Source organism: Microvirga yunnanensis (genome assembly GCF_025460875.1).
Genome location: NZ_JAMXFI010000032.1, coordinates 1 through 19,209 on the forward strand (window position 1 = coordinate 1; position 19,209 = coordinate 19,209).

20 protein-coding genes and 1 pseudogene are annotated in these 19,209 nt (G+C 59.0%); 10 read left to right on the forward strand and 11 right to left on the reverse strand.

The window, feature by feature from the left end; genetic code table 11:
* Positions 1–151: 151 nt before the first annotated feature.
* On the reverse strand, positions 152–523 hold the full coding sequence (locus tag NF876_RS16995) for a hypothetical protein (protein WP_262269968.1): 372 nt from the start codon (positions 521–523) through the stop codon (positions 152–154).
* A gap of 732 nt (positions 524–1,255) precedes the next feature.
* Between NF876_RS16995 and NF876_RS17000 the strand changes: the two genes are divergently transcribed.
* The 5 genes from NF876_RS17000 to NF876_RS17020 all read left to right on the forward strand — a co-directional run bounded on the left by NF876_RS17000 (position 1,256) and on the right by NF876_RS17020 (position 5,591).
* Positions 1,256–1,975, forward strand: coding sequence for a hypothetical protein (locus NF876_RS17000; RefSeq protein ID WP_262269969.1), 720 nt, complete (start codon positions 1,256–1,258; stop codon positions 1,973–1,975).
* Positions 1,976–1,998: 23 nt separating this feature from the next.
* A complete protein-coding gene (locus tag NF876_RS17005) occupies positions 1,999–3,201 on the forward strand; it encodes an IS701 family transposase (protein WP_262269970.1) in 1,203 nt (400 codons plus the stop codon).
* Between the two features lie 1,255 nt (positions 3,202–4,456).
* Entirely contained in the window at positions 4,457–4,927 is a 471-nt protein-coding gene (locus NF876_RS17010; protein WP_262269971.1) for a hypothetical protein, read from the forward strand.
* A gap of 50 nt (positions 4,928–4,977) precedes the next feature.
* Positions 4,978–5,187, forward strand: coding sequence for a hypothetical protein (locus tag NF876_RS17015; protein ID WP_262269972.1), 210 nt, complete (start codon positions 4,978–4,980; stop codon positions 5,185–5,187).
* On the forward strand, positions 5,184–5,591 hold the full coding sequence (locus NF876_RS17020) for an ester cyclase (protein WP_262269973.1): 408 nt from the start codon (positions 5,184–5,186) through the stop codon (positions 5,589–5,591). Before NF876_RS17015 ends, NF876_RS17020 begins: the two co-directional genes overlap by 4 nt.
* Positions 5,592–5,993: 402 nt before the next feature.
* On the opposite strand, the gene NF876_RS17025 is transcribed toward NF876_RS17020, so the two are convergent.
* The 3 genes and pseudogenes from NF876_RS17025 to NF876_RS17035 form a co-directional block, all read right to left on the reverse strand.
* Complete coding sequence (locus NF876_RS17025) at positions 5,994–6,554, reverse strand: cupin domain-containing protein (protein ID WP_262269974.1); 561 nt, start codon at positions 6,552–6,554, stop codon at positions 5,994–5,996.
* Between the two features lie 156 nt (positions 6,555–6,710).
* Positions 6,711–8,360: an IS1182 family transposase gene (locus NF876_RS17030; protein ID WP_262269975.1), complete on the reverse strand. Its 1,650-nt coding sequence runs from the start codon at positions 8,358–8,360 to the stop codon at positions 6,711–6,713.
* 50 nt (positions 8,361–8,410) lie between these two features.
* Positions 8,411–9,084, reverse strand: a pseudogene (locus tag NF876_RS17035) (IS3 family transposase); the annotation flags it as partial.
* Positions 9,085–9,403: 319 nt separating this feature from the next.
* Between NF876_RS17035 and NF876_RS17040 the strand changes: the two are divergent.
* Entirely contained in the window at positions 9,404–9,568 is a 165-nt protein-coding gene (locus NF876_RS17040; protein ID WP_262269976.1) for a hypothetical protein, read from the forward strand.
* Between the two features lie 65 nt (positions 9,569–9,633).
* Here the strand turns inward: NF876_RS17040 and NF876_RS17045 are convergent, their stop codons facing one another.
* Positions 9,634–9,861 carry a hypothetical protein gene (locus NF876_RS17045; protein ID WP_262269977.1) on the reverse strand — a complete coding sequence of 76 codons (228 nt, stop codon included), beginning with the start codon at positions 9,859–9,861 and terminating at the stop codon, positions 9,634–9,636.
* A 120-nt stretch (positions 9,862–9,981) separates the two neighbouring features.
* Positions 9,982–10,749 carry a LuxR C-terminal-related transcriptional regulator gene (locus tag NF876_RS17050; protein ID WP_262269978.1) on the reverse strand — a complete coding sequence of 256 codons (768 nt, stop codon included), beginning with the start codon at positions 10,747–10,749 and terminating at the stop codon, positions 9,982–9,984.
* 293 nt (positions 10,750–11,042) lie between these two features.
* Here NF876_RS17050 and NF876_RS17055 point away from each other — a divergent pair, with 293 nt between their 5' ends.
* Entirely contained in the window at positions 11,043–11,828 is a 786-nt protein-coding gene (locus NF876_RS17055; protein ID WP_262269979.1) for a Crp/Fnr family transcriptional regulator, read from the forward strand.
* Positions 11,829–12,558: 730 nt separating this feature from the next.
* On the forward strand, positions 12,559–13,836 hold the full coding sequence (locus tag NF876_RS17060) for a polyhydroxyalkanoate depolymerase (RefSeq protein WP_262270041.1): 1,278 nt from the start codon (positions 12,559–12,561) through the stop codon (positions 13,834–13,836).
* A 33-nt stretch (positions 13,837–13,869) separates the two neighbouring features.
* Here NF876_RS17060 and NF876_RS17065 read toward each other — a convergent pair whose 3' ends face one another.
* Positions 13,870–14,175: a hypothetical protein gene (locus tag NF876_RS17065; RefSeq protein ID WP_262269980.1), complete on the reverse strand. Its 306-nt coding sequence runs from the start codon at positions 14,173–14,175 to the stop codon at positions 13,870–13,872.
* A gap of 196 nt (positions 14,176–14,371) precedes the next feature.
* On the opposite strand from NF876_RS17065, the gene NF876_RS17070 reads away from it, so the two are divergent.
* Together NF876_RS17070 and NF876_RS17075 are read left to right on the forward strand one after the other, a co-directional pair.
* Complete coding sequence (locus NF876_RS17070; RefSeq protein WP_262269981.1) at positions 14,372–14,779, forward strand: DUF6894 family protein; 408 nt, start codon at positions 14,372–14,374, stop codon at positions 14,777–14,779.
* A 78-nt stretch (positions 14,780–14,857) separates the two neighbouring features.
* Entirely contained in the window at positions 14,858–15,604 is a 747-nt protein-coding gene (locus NF876_RS17075; RefSeq protein ID WP_262269982.1) for a Crp/Fnr family transcriptional regulator, read from the forward strand.
* Positions 15,605–15,707: 103 nt separating this feature from the next.
* Here the strand turns inward: NF876_RS17075 and NF876_RS17080 are convergent, their stop codons facing one another.
* The 4 genes from NF876_RS17080 to NF876_RS17095 form a co-directional block, all read right to left on the reverse strand.
* Positions 15,708–16,535, reverse strand: a complete 828-nt coding sequence (locus NF876_RS17080; RefSeq protein WP_262269983.1) for a response regulator — start codon at positions 16,533–16,535, stop codon at positions 15,708–15,710.
* Positions 16,536–16,770: 235 nt separating this feature from the next.
* Positions 16,771–17,184: a response regulator gene (locus tag NF876_RS17085; protein WP_262269984.1), complete on the reverse strand. Its 414-nt coding sequence runs from the start codon at positions 17,182–17,184 to the stop codon at positions 16,771–16,773.
* Between the two features lie 184 nt (positions 17,185–17,368).
* Positions 17,369–18,523: a sensor histidine kinase gene (locus NF876_RS17090; protein WP_262269985.1), complete on the reverse strand. Its 1,155-nt coding sequence runs from the start codon at positions 18,521–18,523 to the stop codon at positions 17,369–17,371.
* Between the two features lie 83 nt (positions 18,524–18,606).
* Positions 18,607–18,984: a response regulator gene (locus NF876_RS17095; RefSeq protein WP_262269986.1), complete on the reverse strand. Its 378-nt coding sequence runs from the start codon at positions 18,982–18,984 to the stop codon at positions 18,607–18,609.
* Positions 18,985–19,209 lie beyond the last annotated feature (225 nt).

Sequence of the window (19,209 nt, forward strand, 5' to 3'; positions counted from 1 at the left end):
GCCAAACTATGGAGCGCCAGTTTTGACATGTCCCGGCAAGACCGAGACCAGGTGAAAATCCCGCGGGCCTTGCTCAATCGCCTCACTGAGGCCGCATGCTTCCCCGCCTGAAAGGGCCAAACTCCAGCTGAGAGGTGTGTCACTACAAGGCCTACAAGCCATAGCTCTTATCGTAGAACGGATCCTCACCTACAATATATGAGGGAGTCTTATCAGCGGGAACCGAGAAGCGAACGAGATCGGTGGACTCGTGGTACACGTACCACCCTGGACCGCACTCGGGGAGTTGAAATGTCCCAAATCTCAATCCGTCAACTTCCTTGCGTGCCTGCTTGATCAGGTGCAGCACCAATGGACGGACTGCCTCGATATGTGTTCCCCGAAGCCTGACGCCTTTTCTCGGCGGCTGGATGAATTCGCTTCGATCGTCCTCATATTCTTCAGGGTGGGCACTCAGCACAAGTCCGCTGCGCAGCAGCTCAATGGCTTTGTCGCGACCCTGTTGGTCATTCTTCAACAGCATTACTACACTCCTAACGAGAAATATTTGGGAACTCCGCTTCAGCTCGAGAGCAGAAGTCGCGCAACGCCTCACAACCGCGCTTCTCGGTGGCGCACAAACAGACCTCGGGCAAAAACTCGCATAAGATCGTCACCGTGCACGCATTCCACAGGTATGTTGTACTTTTCCTGCAATGCGGCCAGCCGCTCAATGAGGGATGGGCTCGGCTTTGCTTCCGTTGATGCCAGGATAACGGACACCAGAGTCTGTGATCCTCTTTTTCCGTCAGTCCGAGCCGTGATTGCCTCTTCTATCTGATCGGCGACGTATGCCGGAATTTCCCCTTTGTAGTCCTTCAACTGAACGGCAACGACCCATGGGTGTTGATATATGTATCCGATGCGGCTCAGCCGATCAGTCCACCGACCATCACTTGGAGGGCAACCTACACCGGCTTCGTCCAGTCGAAAGGAGGTGCACATCCAGACGGGATGAAGTACCGCCCAGCGAGCACGGCGAAGTACCCGCTGGATAACCAGGGGTCGTGGGCGGTTTTCTGGGAGGTTACCGATCTAACGCCACTCTCTAAGAGCCAGTGGATCAAGATTGGGCAGCTTCGGGGCTTCGAAAAGCCAGCCAAGTATCTCACCAACTTTATCCCGAGAGGGCCGTCCCTCATCCAAGAGCCTGCGGTCTTGTCCGGGGCTGCCGGACTTTCCGTGGTGCCCGGCTGACCACCTGCCCGGTGTGACCATGGCCAACCGCTACCCGGAGAAAAGGCTACAGCAGGTCGCCATCGATTGGCTCCGACAGCAGTGGGGCTACATCGAAACCTTCTCGGATGTGGAAGCCCGAGGCGCTCGTATTGACAGCATCGGCCTTCTGGACGGCAGGCTTACTCTTATCGAAGTGAAGGTGCGTGTCACCGCAGAAATTGTTGACTATCGGCCCGACCGCGCCCACAGCCTGGAAAGCAAGATCGCTGGTGCACTGGGGCCACTCTATCGCCGAGAGAAGGCCGACACTGTTGCGGATGCCGGAACCCGGCTGTGGGATCGGCGAAGCCCTCCCCTAATCGTTATCCTTGCCAGGGATATCAGCGATCTGTCTCAATTGGAGCAGATGCTGATCCGACGATCAGGCGATTGGCACTTCGATTTCGCAATATGGCAGTGGACCGGGAACAACATTGAGGTCCTGACGAATCGGGATAGACCAGCGCTGGAGCCAACCTCATATGAGGCTATTTTTGTGCCCCACCTGATTGGACGCATCCCGCGCCAAAAGCCTCGCAGCATTAGCGAACTCATTGTACTTGCTGATGAGCGTGGGATTGGTCATCTCGTTTCCCACTTAGTGAGCGCGGCTCCGACTTACGGCTTCAAGATTGGCACTGGTTCTTGGACAATCACCCTCAAGCGGAAGGTTGATGGGCACACACGTCCTAATACTACAGCCGGGTTTATGCGTTGACTTAGACACGGAGGTGTCGTGCCATGACGCATGCAAACGAGGCCCATCTCTGGGCCGCTCAATTGGATGACCTCTGCATCCGGATCGCTCCCCGTTTCAGCCGCATCGAACCGCGCCGACGCGCCCGGGCCTACTTGCAGGGTCTGCTCTCACCTTTGGAGCGTAAGAACGGCTGGCACCTGGCGGAAGCCGCCGGCGATGTCAGCCCCGACGGCGTGCAGGATTTCCTCGCCCGCATGCACTGGGATGCCGAGGCGGTACGCGATGACCTGCAGGCCTATGTGGTCGAGCATCTCGGCGATCCGGATGCCGTGCTGGTGCTGGACGAGACCGGCTTCGTGAAGAAGGGCGACAAGTCGGCCGGCGTCAAACGCCAATACTCCGGCACCGCCGGGCGCATTGAGAATTCTCAGATCGGGGTGTTTCTCGCCTATGCCAGCCGGCACGGGCATGCGCTGATAGACCGGGCGCTCTACCTGCCGGACACCTGGGCTTTCGATGCGGCAAGGCGCGCAGAAGCGGGCGTGCCGGAGGAGATCGGCTTCACCACCAAGCCGAAGCTCGGCCAGGCGATGGTGAAGCGCGCGTTTGCGGCCGGGGTGCCGTGCCGGTGGGTGGTCGGCGACTGTGTTTATGGCGCCGACTCTCACACCCGCCGTTTGATTGAGGCGCACGGACGTGGCTACGTGCTGGCGGTGACCTCGGCCCAGCGGATCGGGCTCAAGCCGGTGGAGGACTGGCTCGAGGATGTGCCCACAAGAGGCTGGACACGGCTGAGTGCCGGCGACGGGGCCAAGGGCCCGCGCCTGTATGACTGGGCCTATCTGCCCTACGGTATCCCGCCGACAGGCTGGAAGTCCGGGCTGCTGATCCGGCGGAAGAAAGGGCGGCCGCATCAGTTCACGTTCTATCTCACCTGGGCGCCGGAGGCGACATCACTGGCTGATCTGGTGCGGATTGCGGGGATGCGCTGGGCGATCGAGAACTGCTTTGAGGAAGCCAAGGGCGAGACCGGGTTGGACGAGTACGAGGTGCGCTCATGGACGGGCTGGCATCGCCACATCACCCTATCCATGCTGGCGCATGCGTATCTGACCATCGTGCGTCAGCACGCCATCGGGGGGAGAAGTCCCGATCAAACGCGGCGTGCGGCTGCTACCGCTCACCGTGCCGGAAGTGCGGCGGCTGCTTTGGCACTTGGTGTGGGAGCGACCGCCTTCGGTTGAGGCGGTCGAGCACTGGTCGGTGTGGCGCCGACGCCATCAGCAGCGCGCTCGTGAGTGCCACTGGCGTAAGCGCACGCGGCCCCGACGCAAGGCCCGGCTGTAGTACTAAGCCGGTTATTAGCGCTTACCTCAACTATTCGTCTCCAGGCGGTTTGAACATCGGGTGCTGGTGTGAAGGCATGGAGATCAATGCGGATGAGCTTCCTGGCGTCCCTGCGCCTCCTGCGGGGTTCCTGAACACGAACCGCTTCCTGTCGAGCCGAGAGGAGATAAGCGAAGTTCTTAAGAGATTTGCACCTTAAGGCTCGCAGTCGATCTGTATCTGGAATGCCGATCCAGGTGCGACTAATGGGGTTCTCCCCTGGAAGCTAATGGCTCCTATCAAACTACGAGCGGTGTCTGCCCATCCAGATTGCATCAACTTCGGCGTAATCCTGCTCTGTGAGTGTCGATTTCACAGTGGGTTGTGCCGCTGACACTCGAACATGTGCGGCCCCAAAAAACACCGCCCCTATGACTGCAAAAAATCCGGCTGTTGAATGTAGCATTGCTCTTACTGCTATGAGATCCAGGTTAGCGATGCGCCCAAGCTCGGATGCAGATCCTATCATTGTGCGCTCGACCGGGAAGAAGAATGCCGCTCCCATTCCAGCTACCCCTATTGCTAAGAGAGCGATACCAAGCGATCTCATATGCCCCTCGTCCTGTTAATTTATGACCAGCGGCAGCTTAGCACCGTCTTCGCGATGGGCACACGGTTGTGCTGTCTACCAATCGAAAGGTCACCCACATCAGTGGAAAAGTGCTCTCCGGAGCTTCTTTCACCGGTCGCCATCTCGTGCAGTGCATGAATTGGGGTGAATATGGCAGCAAGATCTGATTCTTGGCCCTGCTTTTGAGCATCCCTCCAGAGCCTCCTCCCACGTTTCAGGGTAGCCATTCGGTTCGGCACCCTCCATGAAATGATCTTCTGACCATCTAAAAAGCCAGCCACAAGAGAAAACGGATCGTTGTCCTCGTCGGCCTGAAGAAGGCTGTAGCTATGGCGGTTCGGAGCGGGAACACGAAACGCCTTTGGACAAGCTGCGGGAAGGGCACCCGGCGTATCCGACCGGGTGCATACGTCATTATAGATAGCAACATACCGGTCGAGACAATCAAGGGCCTCTTTCCTAAAAGCGGATTTGGGGTGTTATAGAACCGGGGCCGGAGCTGAACTCTTAGCTGCGAATGTCTGGACCTAAATGGGGGGACCGTGAAGAAACTCACAATTACACTTGCTGTGCTCTGTCTGGCGACACCCGTTGCCGCGAAAGATATCATCCAGTGCACGAGCAAGAACGCGCCGGAGGTCATCATGAGCCTTGAAGCGCGAAAGATGCTGAACAAGATGGTAAGCTGCATTTCGGGCGATTTCGTCGCCGACATGACGCCATGCGCGACCAACGGAGGTTACGGTCTGTCGTATCCGACCGGTATGGCGAACCTGCGTGAGATCGTCAATCGGTGGCAGGATTATGGTGATCATCACGGTGGTGTCACCCACCACTTCGTGACTCCTGAAGCCATCCATTTCGACGGCGGCTGGATGTCGGATTCATTCAAGCCGCATTGGAGCTTCACGGCAAACCGTTTGACCGGCAAAGGCAAGCTCGTAATCCAGAAGGGCGAGGACCGAGAAGGCGAATACGATTACGTCTGTTCGCGGGCCAAGCAGAAGTTCTGAGATCACTTACTGAGAATACGGCTGTTTCGCTCTTCTTGCCTGAACCAGACATGCTTTCCATGCTGAGGCTGATCGATGAGAAGATTCGTTTGGCAGCGATCGAAACCCGGCACCGTGATGCCCTGATCCGACTCAGAGTGATTCTGGAAAGCGATTTGAACGATCTTCGTCTCGGTAGACCGGCTGGTGAGCAACGGAATAATCACGATAAGGCGGCAGGAAACGCCAACGTAACCTCTAAGGGAAAGTCAACAGGATGAGTGATCCTGAGTACAACAAGAGCCTGATCCGAGCGCATTACGAGGCAACGGCAAATCGCTTCGATCCGGCTGCCATCAACGAGCAGGTTGATGATGATTTCTTCGACCATGCTGCTGGCTCACGTCTCGGGCCTGATGGGGTCAAGCAGCACATTCAGGGATTGAAAGCCGTGTTCCCTGATTTGCACGTGGTCATCGAGGATATTGTCGCAGAGGGCGACAAGGTTGCCGTGCGGGCTCGCTGGAGAGGTACGCACAGCGCCGACTTCCGGGGCATTCCGGCCTCACACAAGCTCATCGAGTTCACCGGAATGGTGTTCTGGCGCATCGCAGACGGCAAGATCCAGGAGCGATGGGCTTCAGTGGATCTCCTTGGACCCTTGAAGGAAGCTGCTGGGGTGTGAATAGGTACTGCCCTGCCCGCCCGAGCGCCCACTCCTTAAAACCATCTTCACTGCAACTGATGGGTGGGTGTCTCGGTTAGCCTTTGGGTTTTGGGCCTCGCAAAACCTTGCTTTCTGGTCGTGGTAAACGTCTCTGGGCGTGATGGAATACGTTCAATTTCGGAAGGGCTCAATCCGGACTGTGGTGCCTCGCCAAACCGTTTGACGGGATTCGGCTCCTTTGAGCCACTGGGCAGAAAGAAGGCTGCGTGCTGACTGACGAACGTCTCGTTTACTGGTATCTTCGCCTGGATGGCTTCCTTCCGCTGCCGAACGTGTTGATCCATCCTAAGGTCGCTAAGAACCCGAAGGGCGAGATCGATATGTCGGCGTGCTCGTCCTGCACCGGAGTAAACTGCTCGCTTAGGGCTTGACGACGACTTTGTAGCCCAGGAGCCGGGCAATGGGCGCGAGCGCTGCAAAGAGCATCTTCTGCACCCAGACCGGTGGGCCGGCCACATAGAAGTGATCCTTGAAGGCATGGAGAGTGAGTGCCATCAGCAGAAAGCTGGGTTCGCCCTTGGAGCCGAACCACTCGGGGTGGTTCTGCGCGATGGTGGCGAAGTTCAGGAAGAAACGCAGTTGCTGTTGCGCCGGGGTGAATCGGATCACCACCACCGTGTCGCCCTCATGGGCGTTGCGGAAGAAATGCGGCTTCCCGTGGGGAACGGTGATCGTCTCACCGGGCCGCAGGTCATGTAGCTTACCATCAATGGAGACGTTCAGTAGGCCCGACCGAACCGTGAAGGTTTCGTCCGTCTTGGGATGGATATGGACCATCGCATTGCCGCCACCGGAGCCTCCTGGTCCCAGGCGAACCTCGAATTCGGCTGCCTCGGCACTCTCGGGCGTGGTGAAGACAAACGTCTCGTCGTTGAAGGCATTCACCAGGATCAGTCCCGGTGTGAATGGAAACGAAGCCATGGCTCCCTCGGTTATCAGATAGCAGATTTCTGAACGCAATAGATTTAGGCATATCAGCCTATATTCTTACAAGCTCAAGGGCAGGCTTCAGACACGTCAGGAAGACGCCGATCTGCCGGTCGCGGTCGGTCGATCATTTAGATACTGTCGGCGAATTCAGGCGATCGGCGCCAAGGCGGCAAAGCGTGTCACGCGCGTTGTGGCCCGTGGCGATCCGTCCAGCCAATGCACAATCCGCGAGACGTTCATCGCGGCGGCTGTGCAGACCTCCTGAAGCCCGGTCTTCAGCAATCCGATATACCGGCTCCGTCGCATTCCGAACGCCCGCACCCCCTGTGAGAGCGTGCCCTCCACCCCGGCTCGGACGTGATAGCGCTCCTTCCACTCGGGGTCGTGCATCCGAGCCCGTGCGGCTCTCAACGCTTCGTATTCCTCACGCATGTGGAAATAAACGGAGCGACGCGCATCCTTCGCAGGCGTGCACAACGCCCTGGCGACGCATGCTCCACAATCCGAGCGGCTGAAGCGAGCATGGATGCGTGGGCTTCCGTCCTCGCTGCGCGCGACGCGCCAGGCCACGGAGGTCTTGCCCTGCGGACAGGTCACTTGTTCGTTCTCCCAGTCCACGGCAAATCGAGGCATGTCGTATCCTTGGCTCATGCGGGATTGCCAGCTCGATACGCCCCGCACCGGCCCCTCGAGCGAGATCCCGTAGTCTCGCCGACTGCTGACCAACAAAGCTGCATCAACATAGGCTGAGTCCACGAAGTGTTCAGAAGGGAGGAGACCCTTGGCCGCCAGGCAGGCGTGGATCTCGGCAGTGCTGGTCATATCCTGCTCCATGGCCGGGCAGGTCTTCACGTGCGTCACCAGGTGAGCCGCGTCGGCATCGCAGGTCTCGGTGATATGAACCTTGTAGCCTGACCACTCCATCTGACGCTTTGTGCTGTAGTGCATCTCGGGATCGTAGGGCGACTGCAGCCGCTCGCCGACCGGCGGCAGTTCCGCTCCAGCCCGCCAGCGCGGCTGCCCGTCATCCCGTGCGTAATGCACCCGCCACACGTCGCGCAGCGTCTGCACCATCGGCACCGCGCGGGCGGCAGCCGGCGCGCTCTCATCGTCCAGGGCATCGAGCAGGCAGAACCCGTCCGCGCCAATCTCCAGCGAAAGGGCTTCGCGCTTGTCCCGGCTCTTGGGCAGGCGATAGTCTTCAATGCGATGCGCATAGCGCTCGAACCAAGCCGGCTGAGCGATCACGCGAAGCCAATCCGGCACAACGGCGGCCAGATCATCGAGAGTGGCGCGGAGTGTCTCGGCGACAAGCTCCAGAAGATGGAGGTCATGCACGGCCCCCAAGACATGCGTGCTGTCGGTGCGCTGCTTGCCGCGCGCTTTGATCAGACCGCGGGCCTTGAAGCGCTCGAGCATGGTGTCCAGCAGCAGGTGCTCCGCCTGGCCGGCGACAAGGCGGGCCCGGAATTCGGTGAGCACGCTGAAGTGGAACCCGGGGTCGGTCAGTTCGAGCCCCAGAGCGTACTTCCAGTCGATCCGCGCCCGGACAGCATCGGCGGCCTGCCGGTCACTGAGGTGTTCAAGGAACTGGAAGATCGTGATCAGAGCCAGCCGCCACGGCGCAAGGGGGGGCTGCCCCCGGCTCGGATAGAACTGTCGGAAGTCCTCGTCCTGGTAGAGGATGGCAAATTCATCCCGCAGTCGGGTCACAATGTTGCCCTTAGGGAAAGCTGCCCGGGCAACCCGCATGGTCTCAGCCGGGATCTCGCCAATTGGCTCAGGATGAAGGCTCATGGACTCCTCCTCTTGCTAAATAGCCAAACGGAATTCGCCGACAGTATCTACGTGATGTCCATGGCCCAGACTTGATTGGGGCGCGTGATCGCCAGGTTGCGCAGCAGATAAGGATAGGTCTGATGCCCTGGCGCCGGTTTGGAGGTGTTGGGCTTGCGGGAGAGCGCCTCGATGCCCATCCGCTTCATCAGCGTGGCAACATGCAGGCGCCCGACCGTGAAGCCCTCGGCCACCAAGAGATCGCGCAGCATGCGGCTGCCCGCGAACGGAAACTCCAGATGGAGTTCGTCCATCCGCCGCATCAGGGTCAGATCAGCGGCCGGGACCGGCTGCGAGCGATAGTAAAGGCTGCCCCGGCTGATCCCCAGCTCCTCGGCCTGCCGGATCAGCGGCAGGGCATGCGAGCGGTCGATCATCGCTTTGCGCTCGGCCACACTCCGGCTTTGGCGAGCGCGTACTCTAAAAAATCATTGGCCAGGGTCAGCTCGCCGATCTTGGCATGCAACGTCTTCACATCCACCGGCGGGTTCGCCGCTCCAGCCTTCTCGGCCCCGAACACGTCGGCCGCCCCGTCGAGGAGCTGGGCTTTCCACTGGGTGATCTGGTTCGGGTGCACATCGAACTGCTGAGCCAATTCGGCAAGGGTCTTCTCGCCCTTCACGGCGGCCAGGGCCACTTTAGCCTTGAAAGCCGGAGAGTGGTTCCGGCGCGGTCTCTTGCTCATAGTTTCTCCTGTTCGGCAGCCATTCTGGCTGCTCTCAGGCAGAAACTCCACTTAGCCCACTGTCTAAATTTCCCGAGCCAGCTCTGACATGCGTCCGACACCGAGTGGTCGTGAGATCGCTTCGGCGCGTGGACCTTTCGCTCGTATTCTGAATTGGACAGCCGTTGTGGTCACCATCGGCTTGTGCTGGTGGGCTGCCGCCATTTGGCTCTAGGCTGATCGCCAACGGGAGCACGGGGGCCAGACGCACATGTTGCTTGACCTGAATCGAGAGCAATTCGGCGTTCTCAGGCGCGCCCTCGAAGCGAGAGTGCGTGACATGCACACGCGCTTGGGAGGTGACCCTGGTGACGAGGGCTTCCGGCGCGAAGCGGCCCTCGCGACCCAGCTTCTGCGGCAGGTCGAGGCCCTGGAGCGCCGCGCTGGCCATCGTGCTTGGGGCATCGGCGAAATCGAGTCTCTGCCCGAAGAGGATGAGAACTGAGTGAAACCCAGCCGTGTGACTGACCCGCCTGTCGTCGGCTGTTTAAGCCCATCTGCCGCAAGGCGTCAGATGTGGGCGGGATGCTCCACGACAAGGGTTCCGATCAGGCGCAGCAATTCCTGTTGTTCGGGACCATCGCCTCGAGTTAGGAAGGTTACAATGTCCTCGTGTTCCACGTACCCTCCAGACGCCGCATTAGCTTCGTGATGGATGAACAGACTTCCTGAAGGGTCGCGGACCAAATACCAACGATCACCACTTGAGCTTTCATGGAGCTTGCGCGCCTTCTTCATGGGGGCTCCTGTCGATCGACACAGCGCGTTCATGGCAAGGTATTTCGGCAATTTTCTCATCGGACCGGGTGGATGATGACCACGAACCCGATCCCAATCGCTATCTTCGTCGGCAAGGTCTCAGGCATTCAGGGTAGATACTCCTGTTTGGGACAGTCGCTGTGACGCCCACATGGCGGCCTGGGTCCGATTCGTGGCTCCGATCTTGCGCAAAATGGCTTTGACGTGGACCTTAATGGTGGCTTCGGTGATCTCCAGCTTGCGGGCGATAACCTTGTTGGGCTCTCCTTTCGTCAAGCACCTCAGGATTTCCATCTCCCGCGCGGAGAGTTTGCAAGTCTTCAGGTCAGACACGCATGTCCCTTCCTCGCTGTTGTCCTGGAGCGGCTGGTCTTGCTTTCGGAGAACCTCATCCAAGATTGCGCGGAGGACCGCAAAGGGCAGAATGCTCTCCCCCACCATGACCAATTCCAAAGACTTGATCAGAACGTCAGGTGCACTGGCTGATGAACAGAAGCCGTTCACCCCTGCCTGATGTCCCAGTTGCACGAAGCCGAGGTCGAACCGATCCGCCAGGACTACAATGCGAATTTTAGGAGCCTGCTCTCTTACGTGCCTAATCACCTCAAGCACGTGATTGGTGTTCTGACCGGCTTCGATCAGGACCAGGGCAGGTTCCGAGGCCATATCCTGGACCACGACCGGATCGGCGGGCGACGTTGTCGCAGCAGGAGAAAACGGCGTCCCCCGCAGGATGTCCTGAAGCCCGATCGGCAGAACGGCGCTGTCACACACCAACACTGTCGTGACCCTTGGCTCCGGATGATCTGACTGCTGGACGTTCCCAAGCACCTGATTAGGGACATACGGGATCACTTGCGCGGCCATGCTTGCTCCCCTCTTTTCGCATAGGATTTAACAAAAGTTAAAGAGGGGGGAAAGACGTCTGTCTGTCGGATAACCGAAAGAACTCAAAAATAAAGCCTATCGAACCCCAAATTTCGACATTTGTAGACAAGTTATCTTAGCAGTAAGTGACTTTGTCTTAGCTATAGGACTGCCCTGCCGACGAAATCTGTGCCTTTCCTCCATCTCTCGGCATCACTTTGGTGAGCGCAGTTGCCAGCTATGCTATGATGATCTTGTTCCTCACGACTAGGGAGGAAAGCCATGCGCCCGCAATGCCCACCCAGCAAGGTCCTGATCCGAGCTTTGTCTTGATGAACCTGCTGATCCGCAAGCTCAGCAACTACATCATGCTGCCAGAGGCTGATGAACGGACCTTGGAAGGACTGTCACAAACGCCAACTCATATCGCGGCGCACACTGATCTCATCCGAGAAGACGCACCTCCGGACGGGGTCTACCTGATCCTGAGTGGCTGGGCCTGCCGCTACAAGACGCTGCCCGATGGCGAGCGGCAGATCATGGCCTACTTCATCCCCGGTGATCTATGCGACCAGCGTATCTTTGTACTAAAGCGGATGGATCACTCCATCAGCACGCTCACGCCCGCTAAAGTGGCAGTGATCCCGGCAGAGACAATGATTGACCTCACCGAGTGTCACCCTCGCATTGCGCGGGCGCTGTGGTGGAGTACGCTGGTGGACGAGGCGATCACGCGCGAGTGGGTAGTCAATGTGGGCCAGCGCAAAGCCTTCGAGCGGGTCGCGCATCTGATCTGTGAGATGTTCGTGCGGGTGCGGGCTGTTGGGCTTGCGGAGGACCTGAGCTTTGAGTTCCCGGTCACGCAGACTGACTTAGCCGACACGGTAGGGCTGACCCTGGTTCATACCAACCGCATGCTCCAGGAGCTTCGCGCCGAAGGGCTGATCGCCTGGAAGGGGAAGCGCCTGACCATCCTCGACTTCGAGCGACTGGCGGACCTGTCAATGTTCAACCCGAACTATTTGCACCTGGAGCACGAGGGGGCGGGTCGATGTGATAGATCAGCTTCAAGCCCCTAACCATCCCTGATCTTCCCCACGAGCGGCTTGCATGTTGATCCAAGAAAGGTCCCCAGCAAGCCAGAGCCCAGCCCACTCATCCGCCGCCCACCTGATGCTTGATTTGCTCGCATCGCGCGAGCCGCTCCACAAGAGCACGGACATCCTGTTAGCCCTGATCCGCTGCCAGCACGGCCTTGGTTACATCGTCGGGTCCAAGTTCGGCTTTACCGGTTAGGTCCAGAGGATAGACCCGATTCAAGAGTGATGTCCGTGAATGTTGAAATCCTGACAAAGCGCTTCTTCTTTCTTCTATGTCAGCTTAACGCGCTGAACTGCTCTCAAGGTTGTAGGCTCAGCACATTTCGTCAGAAACACCTCTCATTATAGCGCGGAATGATACATAGCCTTGAATTGGAATCGGCCGCGCCACAGGATAATTTAAGTTAATAAACGTATTTATGGCACAGTTAAGGTATTATCATAAGTTATTTATCGAGTTAAATTTCTCCTATTGAAGGTTGTTCCAGGAACAATCTTGTTTTAAATGTCGTTTGCCTCACAGTTCATGAGTTGAAGCTCCTAGTTCCTTCCTCCTCACTAGCGGGAAGCTGCGGCTTCCCGCTATTTTATGAGAGCATCCGATTTACTCGGTGCTAAGCATCGCCGCCCCAAACTCAGTACGAGCCGAGGCGAAGACCAGCGGCTTAGAACACCAGTGGGGCGCAGACAGGCCGCGAGGCACAGTCGCATGTTGTACCTGTTGCATGAAGCGTCACAGTTGATGGCAACGCCCGCCCAGATGGTTGCCGACCTCACGCGGCTCACCTGCGCCAATCCATTCAATCCGGCAACCTACACTCCCGGTGCTCGGGTGCTTGCCGCCTCGTGCGAGTTATTTACGCGGACCACCCGGCCTTACCCCAAACCTGCGTTCAACCTTCCTGCGTCGGAAGGGATTGTGTGGCAGCGGCCCTTTTGCCGGGTGATCGCCTTCGGACCACCCGCTGACAAGCCCAAGTTGTTGATTGTCCCTCCGATGTCAGGCCACTATGCCACCCTGCTGCGGGGCACGGTGGCAGCCTTCCTCGACACGCATCAGGTATTCATCACCGACTGGGCCGATGCCAAGGATGTGTCGCTCTCTGAGGGCCGGTTTGATCTCTCGGATTATGTCGATTACTGCGTCGGCATGTTCGAGGCCCTCGGACCGGACCTGCACGTGATGGCTGTCTGCCAGCCTGCGGTACCTGTGCTGGCAGCAATCGCCCGCATGGAAGCCGAAGAGCATCGGCTGGTGCCTGTTTCAGCGACGCTGCTGGGCGGTCCAGTTGATACCCGCCACACGCCAACAGCCGTCAACAGCTTCGCTCAGACGCGAGACATCCGCTGGTTCAAGCGTCACTGCATCCATCCTGTACCAGACCGATACCGGGGCCGAGGGCGTATGGTTTATCCAGGCTTCATGCAACTCTGTGGTTTCATGGCGATGAACCCGGATCGCCATGTCTCGGCCCATTGGGAGATGTTCAAGCATCTTATCGAGGGCGACGGTGACTCGGCGGGTAAGCACCGCGCGTTCTACGATGAGTATCTGGCCGTCATGGACCTGTCTGCCGAGTATTACCTCCAGACGCTTGAGACGGTATTCATCAATCATCTGCTGCCCAGAGGGCTGATGCGGCACCGGGACAAGCCCGTGGACCTGCGGGCGATCCACCGCTGCGCTCTCATGACAATTGAGGGTGAGAAGGACGATATCACCGGATGCGGCCAGACGGTCGCGGCGCTCGATCTCACGCCAAACCTGCCGAATGCGAAGAAGGAGCGCCATCTCCAAGCTGATGTGGGACACTACGGCGTCTTCAACGGCTCGCGCTTCCGCAGGGAGATTGCCCCGCGCATCAAGGCGTTTATGGCGAAGCATGCGGCAGACAGGCCACTCTATGCCCGGAGGTCACCAACCCGTTCCCTCCGCAGCCCAAAGAAGTCCAGTCTTCAAGCTTCACCCGTCGCAGCAATCATCTGATTGGCGGACCGCAAGGACAGGTCGCTGAGAGCTTCAAGGATTGAAGCAAATATCTTCCAAGGTCATAACCCTGATCATCCGGCCATGGAGATCGGCCAGCCGCTGCACATACGGTTCACGGTCCTGCTGGCGACGCTCCTCAAGCTGAGCGGCAAACTTCCTCTTGAGGGCTTCGGGACCTGCCCACGTGTCCAGCCGCTCCCGATCAGCCTGGAACTGCATCTCGATATCAGCCAAGATGGCAAGCGTGGCCTGAAGCTCAGGCAGAAGATCGTCCGAATACCAAGGGGGCTGTGTCAAAGACCCGAGAGGTTGTGGCGCGGCAGAGCTACGCAGCATCGTTGACCCTCCCCTTTCTGGGAAGCCGGGATGATAGCACCGTTGAGCTAATCCCAAAGGGCAATCTCTCCGGGCACTGGCACCTAACCGCTTCCGGTGCCTTTGAACACACATCGTGTCCTGCACCAACGAACAATAGCGCCTGTGAAACGTTGACTCGATCGTCTTCCGCCGAGCCGACAGGGCGAATAAGGCTATGCCTCGCTTTTACTTTCATCTCAGGATGGCGCAGGGTCTCAAGCCTTACGAGATCGGGCTTGAGCTTCCTGACGTGGAGACCGCCTATCTGGAGGCATTCCAGACGGCCCTGGAGATGTGGCCTGACCTGCTGAGACAGCGGGAAGACCCAACCCGCAACACGTTCGAGATTGCGGACTGCTGCGGGCAAGTAATCCAGACGCTTCCCTTCTCGGAAGTCCTCGACAGCACCAAGCAGCGCACAGCGCGGCAAAAGCTGCCCCATCAAGCTCGCACCGCCAAGGCACTCGCCGACCGGACTCGGCGGTTGGCTGCCGCTCTCGACGAGCAGGTTAGGATGGCGCGGGAGGGCATCCGTCGCTCTCAGGAGTTGCTGAACGCGTCGCGCTCGAACCAGTCCGATTGAGGACCTTGCGATCCGCTTATTCGGCTGGGCAACCGTAGTCCGTCGTGTGGTATAATCAACAATGCGGAGGATGCCGCTATGCTGAACCCGGTCATCCGCAAGCTGGAGAACTTCACTCACCTCTCTGAGGACGACCGGCAGGCACTGGACAAAGCAGCCGGTCAGGTCAGGGCCTATCGCCCCCGTGAAGACATTATCAGCGAAGGCGACCGCCCAGAAGCGGTCAAGCTGCTGATCGAGGGATGGGGCTGCCGTTACAAACAACTTCAGGACGGGCGGCGGCAGATCATGGCCTACTTCGTGCCAGGAGACATGTGCGACATCAACGTGTTCATCCTGCGCCAGATGGATCACTCCATCGCAACCCTCTCACCGGCCACGGTTGCCACCATTCCGCGCGACATCATCCTCGACCTGATGGCGCAGCATCCGCGCATCACCCAGGCGCTGTGGTGGTCCACTCTGGTGGACGAGGCGACCTTGCGCGAATGGGTGGTCAACGTGGGCCAGCGCAGCGCCTATGAGCGCACGGCGCACCTTCTCTGCGAGTTGTTCTTCCGGCTCCGCGCCGTGGGGCTGACCAACGGCAACTCCTGCATCCTGCCCGTCACGCAAAGCGAGTTGGGCGACACGCTCGGACTCAGTGTGGTTCACGTTAATCGGACGCTCCAGGACCTGCGGCGGGATCGTCTGCTCGAACTCAAGGGTAAGCATCTCTCCATTCTCGACCTGAATGCCTTGCAGCAGGCTGCGCTGTTCAACTCCAACTACTTGCACTTGGAGCATGAGGGCGACGGTCTCAACGCCAACCAACGCGAGCGATAGCGGCAGGGACCTGCGGCGAGCTTCCTGGTTTGACGGGTCGCAGGGGCAGGAGCCTCGCAGCCCTATGCCGTAGCAGCACTCGGGCTGCCATAGTCACGCCTGATCAGCGGTGGCGGCTCTTCCCGGAGAGTGGATCAAATGGATCAATGGTTGCACCCTCGCTCGCGTCGCAGTTTTCCGGTGAGGCTGCTTCTGAACCGAACAGGCTGGTTCGGGCATTGAGCGTGCCGATCACCGCCCGATTGACCGTATCGACGATCATCGCAGGCATGGTCGGCTTGGCCAGGAAGACGGCATTGCTGGGTAAGCCTTCCTCCCCTGGTCCTGTCACAGCCGACATGATGACAACGCTCATCATCGGATTCTTCTCATGGATCGCACGCGCCAACTCAAAGCCGGTCATCCCTGGCATGTTCACATCCGTCACCACGGCCAGTACATCGGGACGGGCACCCAGCAACGTCAGAGCCTCATCAGCATGGGCGGCCTCCAGAACCCGGTAGCCCTCCTCCTGGAGCAGATCGACCATGAACATCCGCACTAGCGGCTCGTCCTCCACCAAGAGGATCGTCTTGCTATCGAGGGGAGAAGATGACATCACGCGCCCTCCGACCGATCTCGGCCTCCGTCGCGCCCGAAGCTCGGCTTGACGCTGAACCCAGGCGCGTTGTCTTGCGTCAGCCTCGGAAACAGCCTGTTGTATCCAAGCCGCTGCCGCCGCGAGGCTGCCAAACACGCCATGCCCCTGCCGTCGCCCCAGACATGGCCCGAAGCCTGCCTCCAGAAACCACTGATTGCGAAGCTCAGGGTCGCCAATCTCAGTGGATACTTGGACGAGGACCGCAACGAGCTTGTTGTCGCGCAGCACGAGCAGGCCGTCTTCATCGGCGCTGCCGGTGTCAACGCGAACACGTTGGTAGGTCATGCCCATGTATTAGAAGCGTATCACCTGCGCTGCAGAGCACATTTACCTGCGTTAGAATGGAAGAAGTTTTCTGCTCGAACGCAGCGAAAAGGCCAAGCTATCGCCCGTGTGCGGCCACCTTCCTCATTGGCACTCTGGCCTCCTCGGCGCATTGCCTGACGTGCCGGTACGCATGATCGGCATAGCGATGAGCAGCAGGAAGAAGAGAGCGTGTCATCCGCTGTGAAAGCTTCGATAGCGATCAGCCGTTTTGCACGGACGAGCAGGAAGATGATTTAGTTGTCGTCAGGCTTCGCAGGTTGAAGAGCGCCCGCAACAGGTCATCGCGCGTCGTCGGCTTTTCAAGCCATGGCACCTTCGTAAGATCGGACGGGATGCCCAGCGCCCGAGTGTGGCCCGAATACACAACAAACGGGATGCCGCGTCGGCGAAGCTCTTCTGCGAGCGCCGTAGCAGGCCAATACTGGAGCATGAAATCGACAACGGCGTAAGCGGGGGTGTGGGCCTGCTCCAGCCATGCTTGGGCTTGAGACGCTGAGGTGACCGTCTCGACCTCGAAGCCTTCATCCTCAAGATACGCCTCGACGGACATGGCGATCAGGACCTGATCCTCAACGACAAGGCAGCAGGGCCGTACAACAGGTACTGTGCTCATGGCTCAAGTCTATAGGGAAAACAGCAAGGCTCACATTTACTTACGTTGACCTTGGCCGTGACAAATCTGGATTCACCGGAAGGGCAGCAACGCCATGATACGCCGATCCAAGTCAGAAGCGGGCAATCAGGGGCCAATGGTGCAAATCACCCTGCGGACTGCGACTCATCCCGCTGGCAGACTGCTAATATGCTGGGACCAGCCGCTGATCGATCAGCGGCGCATCCATCCGAAACCGCAATCCCTGAGTTTCATACTGGACCTCTACCTCAGCATTGCACTGCATCGGAAGAACCCGTTGGAGCAGCGTCGAGCCAAAGCCTTGATGCTGCGGCTGATTCACCGGAGGTCCTCCGCACTCGTTCCATTCCAGATGGAGCTTTCTGACACCGTGGTCTTCGGTGACGTTCCAGCGGAGTTCGACATATCCTTCCGAGACGGAAAGCGCCCCATACCGAACGGCATTGGTGGTCAGTTCATGCAACGCCATGCCGACCGGAACCGCCAGATCAGCCGCAAGGTCAACAGGTGGTCCCAGCAGCATGAAGCGGGGCTGCCTGCTCTCGGCGAAGGGCTTCAACTCAGTGAGGGCAATCTCCCGCAGGGGTGCTGTCTGCCAATAATCCTCCGTCAGCAGATTGTGGGTTTTCGCCAACGAAGTGATCCGGTTCGAGAACGAGCGATAGAACGCGTCAAAGCTGCCGGCGGACCGGCCTGTGGCTCCAACCAGCGCCTGGACGGTGGCCAGGGTGTTCTTCACCCGGTGGTGAAGCTCACGGACCAGCAAGGATTGCCGCTGCTCGATCTGGTGGCTGGCCTCCAGCTTCTCATCGCGCTCGGCAATGGCGCGGCGGTGCTCCAGGTGCGACATCACCTGCCGCGCGAGCAGTTGTAGGGTATCAACCTGATCCTCGGTCAGGCGGCGCGGAACAAAGTCAAGGACGCACAGCGCACCTAACGGCACTCCGTCAGGTGTTCGCAGCACCGCTCCAGCGTAGAAGCGCAGATGCGGCTCCCCTGCGACCAGGGGATTGCGTGCAAACCGAGGGTCCTCGGTCAGGTCAGGGACGATGGTTAGCCCCGGCTGAAGCATGGCCGTGAGACAGATGGAGCGGTCGAGCGGCGTCTCACGCACGCCCAGTCCCACCTCGGCCTTGAACCACTGCCTGCGCTCGTCGATCAGGCTGATCAGAGCCATGGGCGTCCAACAGGCACGGACAGCAAGCTGCACCAAATCGTCGAAGGCTGGTTCAGGCGGCGTATCGAGAACCCGGTAGCTGCGCAGGACTGCGAGCCGGTCACGTTCCGTCCAAGCTGGGAGCAATTTGTCGTTCAACACGTGTCAGGTACCGCTGAGATCACCCGTGGGAACGCGTATAACCTATGTTAGTTCGAGCGAAGCGGCTGATTTCCCATGGCAATTTAGACGCAGCCGACGAGAAGCTTCTGACAGGCTTGGACCAGAACAACAGACGGGACCGGCTTTTCGATCCAGGTGATATGCTGGAACTCGGCCAGAAGCTGCCCATTCTCCTGGTGTCCTGAGTAGATCAGGAACGGCACCTCGCGACGGCTAAGCTCCAGAGCGATCTCCCGACAGGGTCCATCCTTCAGGGCTGCATCCAGAATAGCCATGGAAGGTGTTGCTGCTCCAAGCCACCCCAGAGCAGCAGCACAGGTTGTGAAGGGACCAGCGACCGCGAAGCCTGCGTCCTGCAACTCGTCCTGAAGAGTGAGGGCAATAAGCACCTCGTCCTCCAGAAGGAGGATCAGCGGTTTGGCGTTTGCCTGCTTGGTCATCCGATAAGCCTATGCCCATTCGGCTTGAATCTATCCTGAACAGGCAAGCTTGGCTATAATTCGAGATAATTGGGCGACCTGGAGCGCACTATACACCCCATAGGAGCGCCCTGCGACAGGTGCGCCGAGGGGCCTCGCTCCGCTCCTCCTACACGACACCTCGAAGCTTAGCTGCGAAGAGAACCAGCCCCGATGTAGGCTAGACACGCCACCCTGCCCTACAGC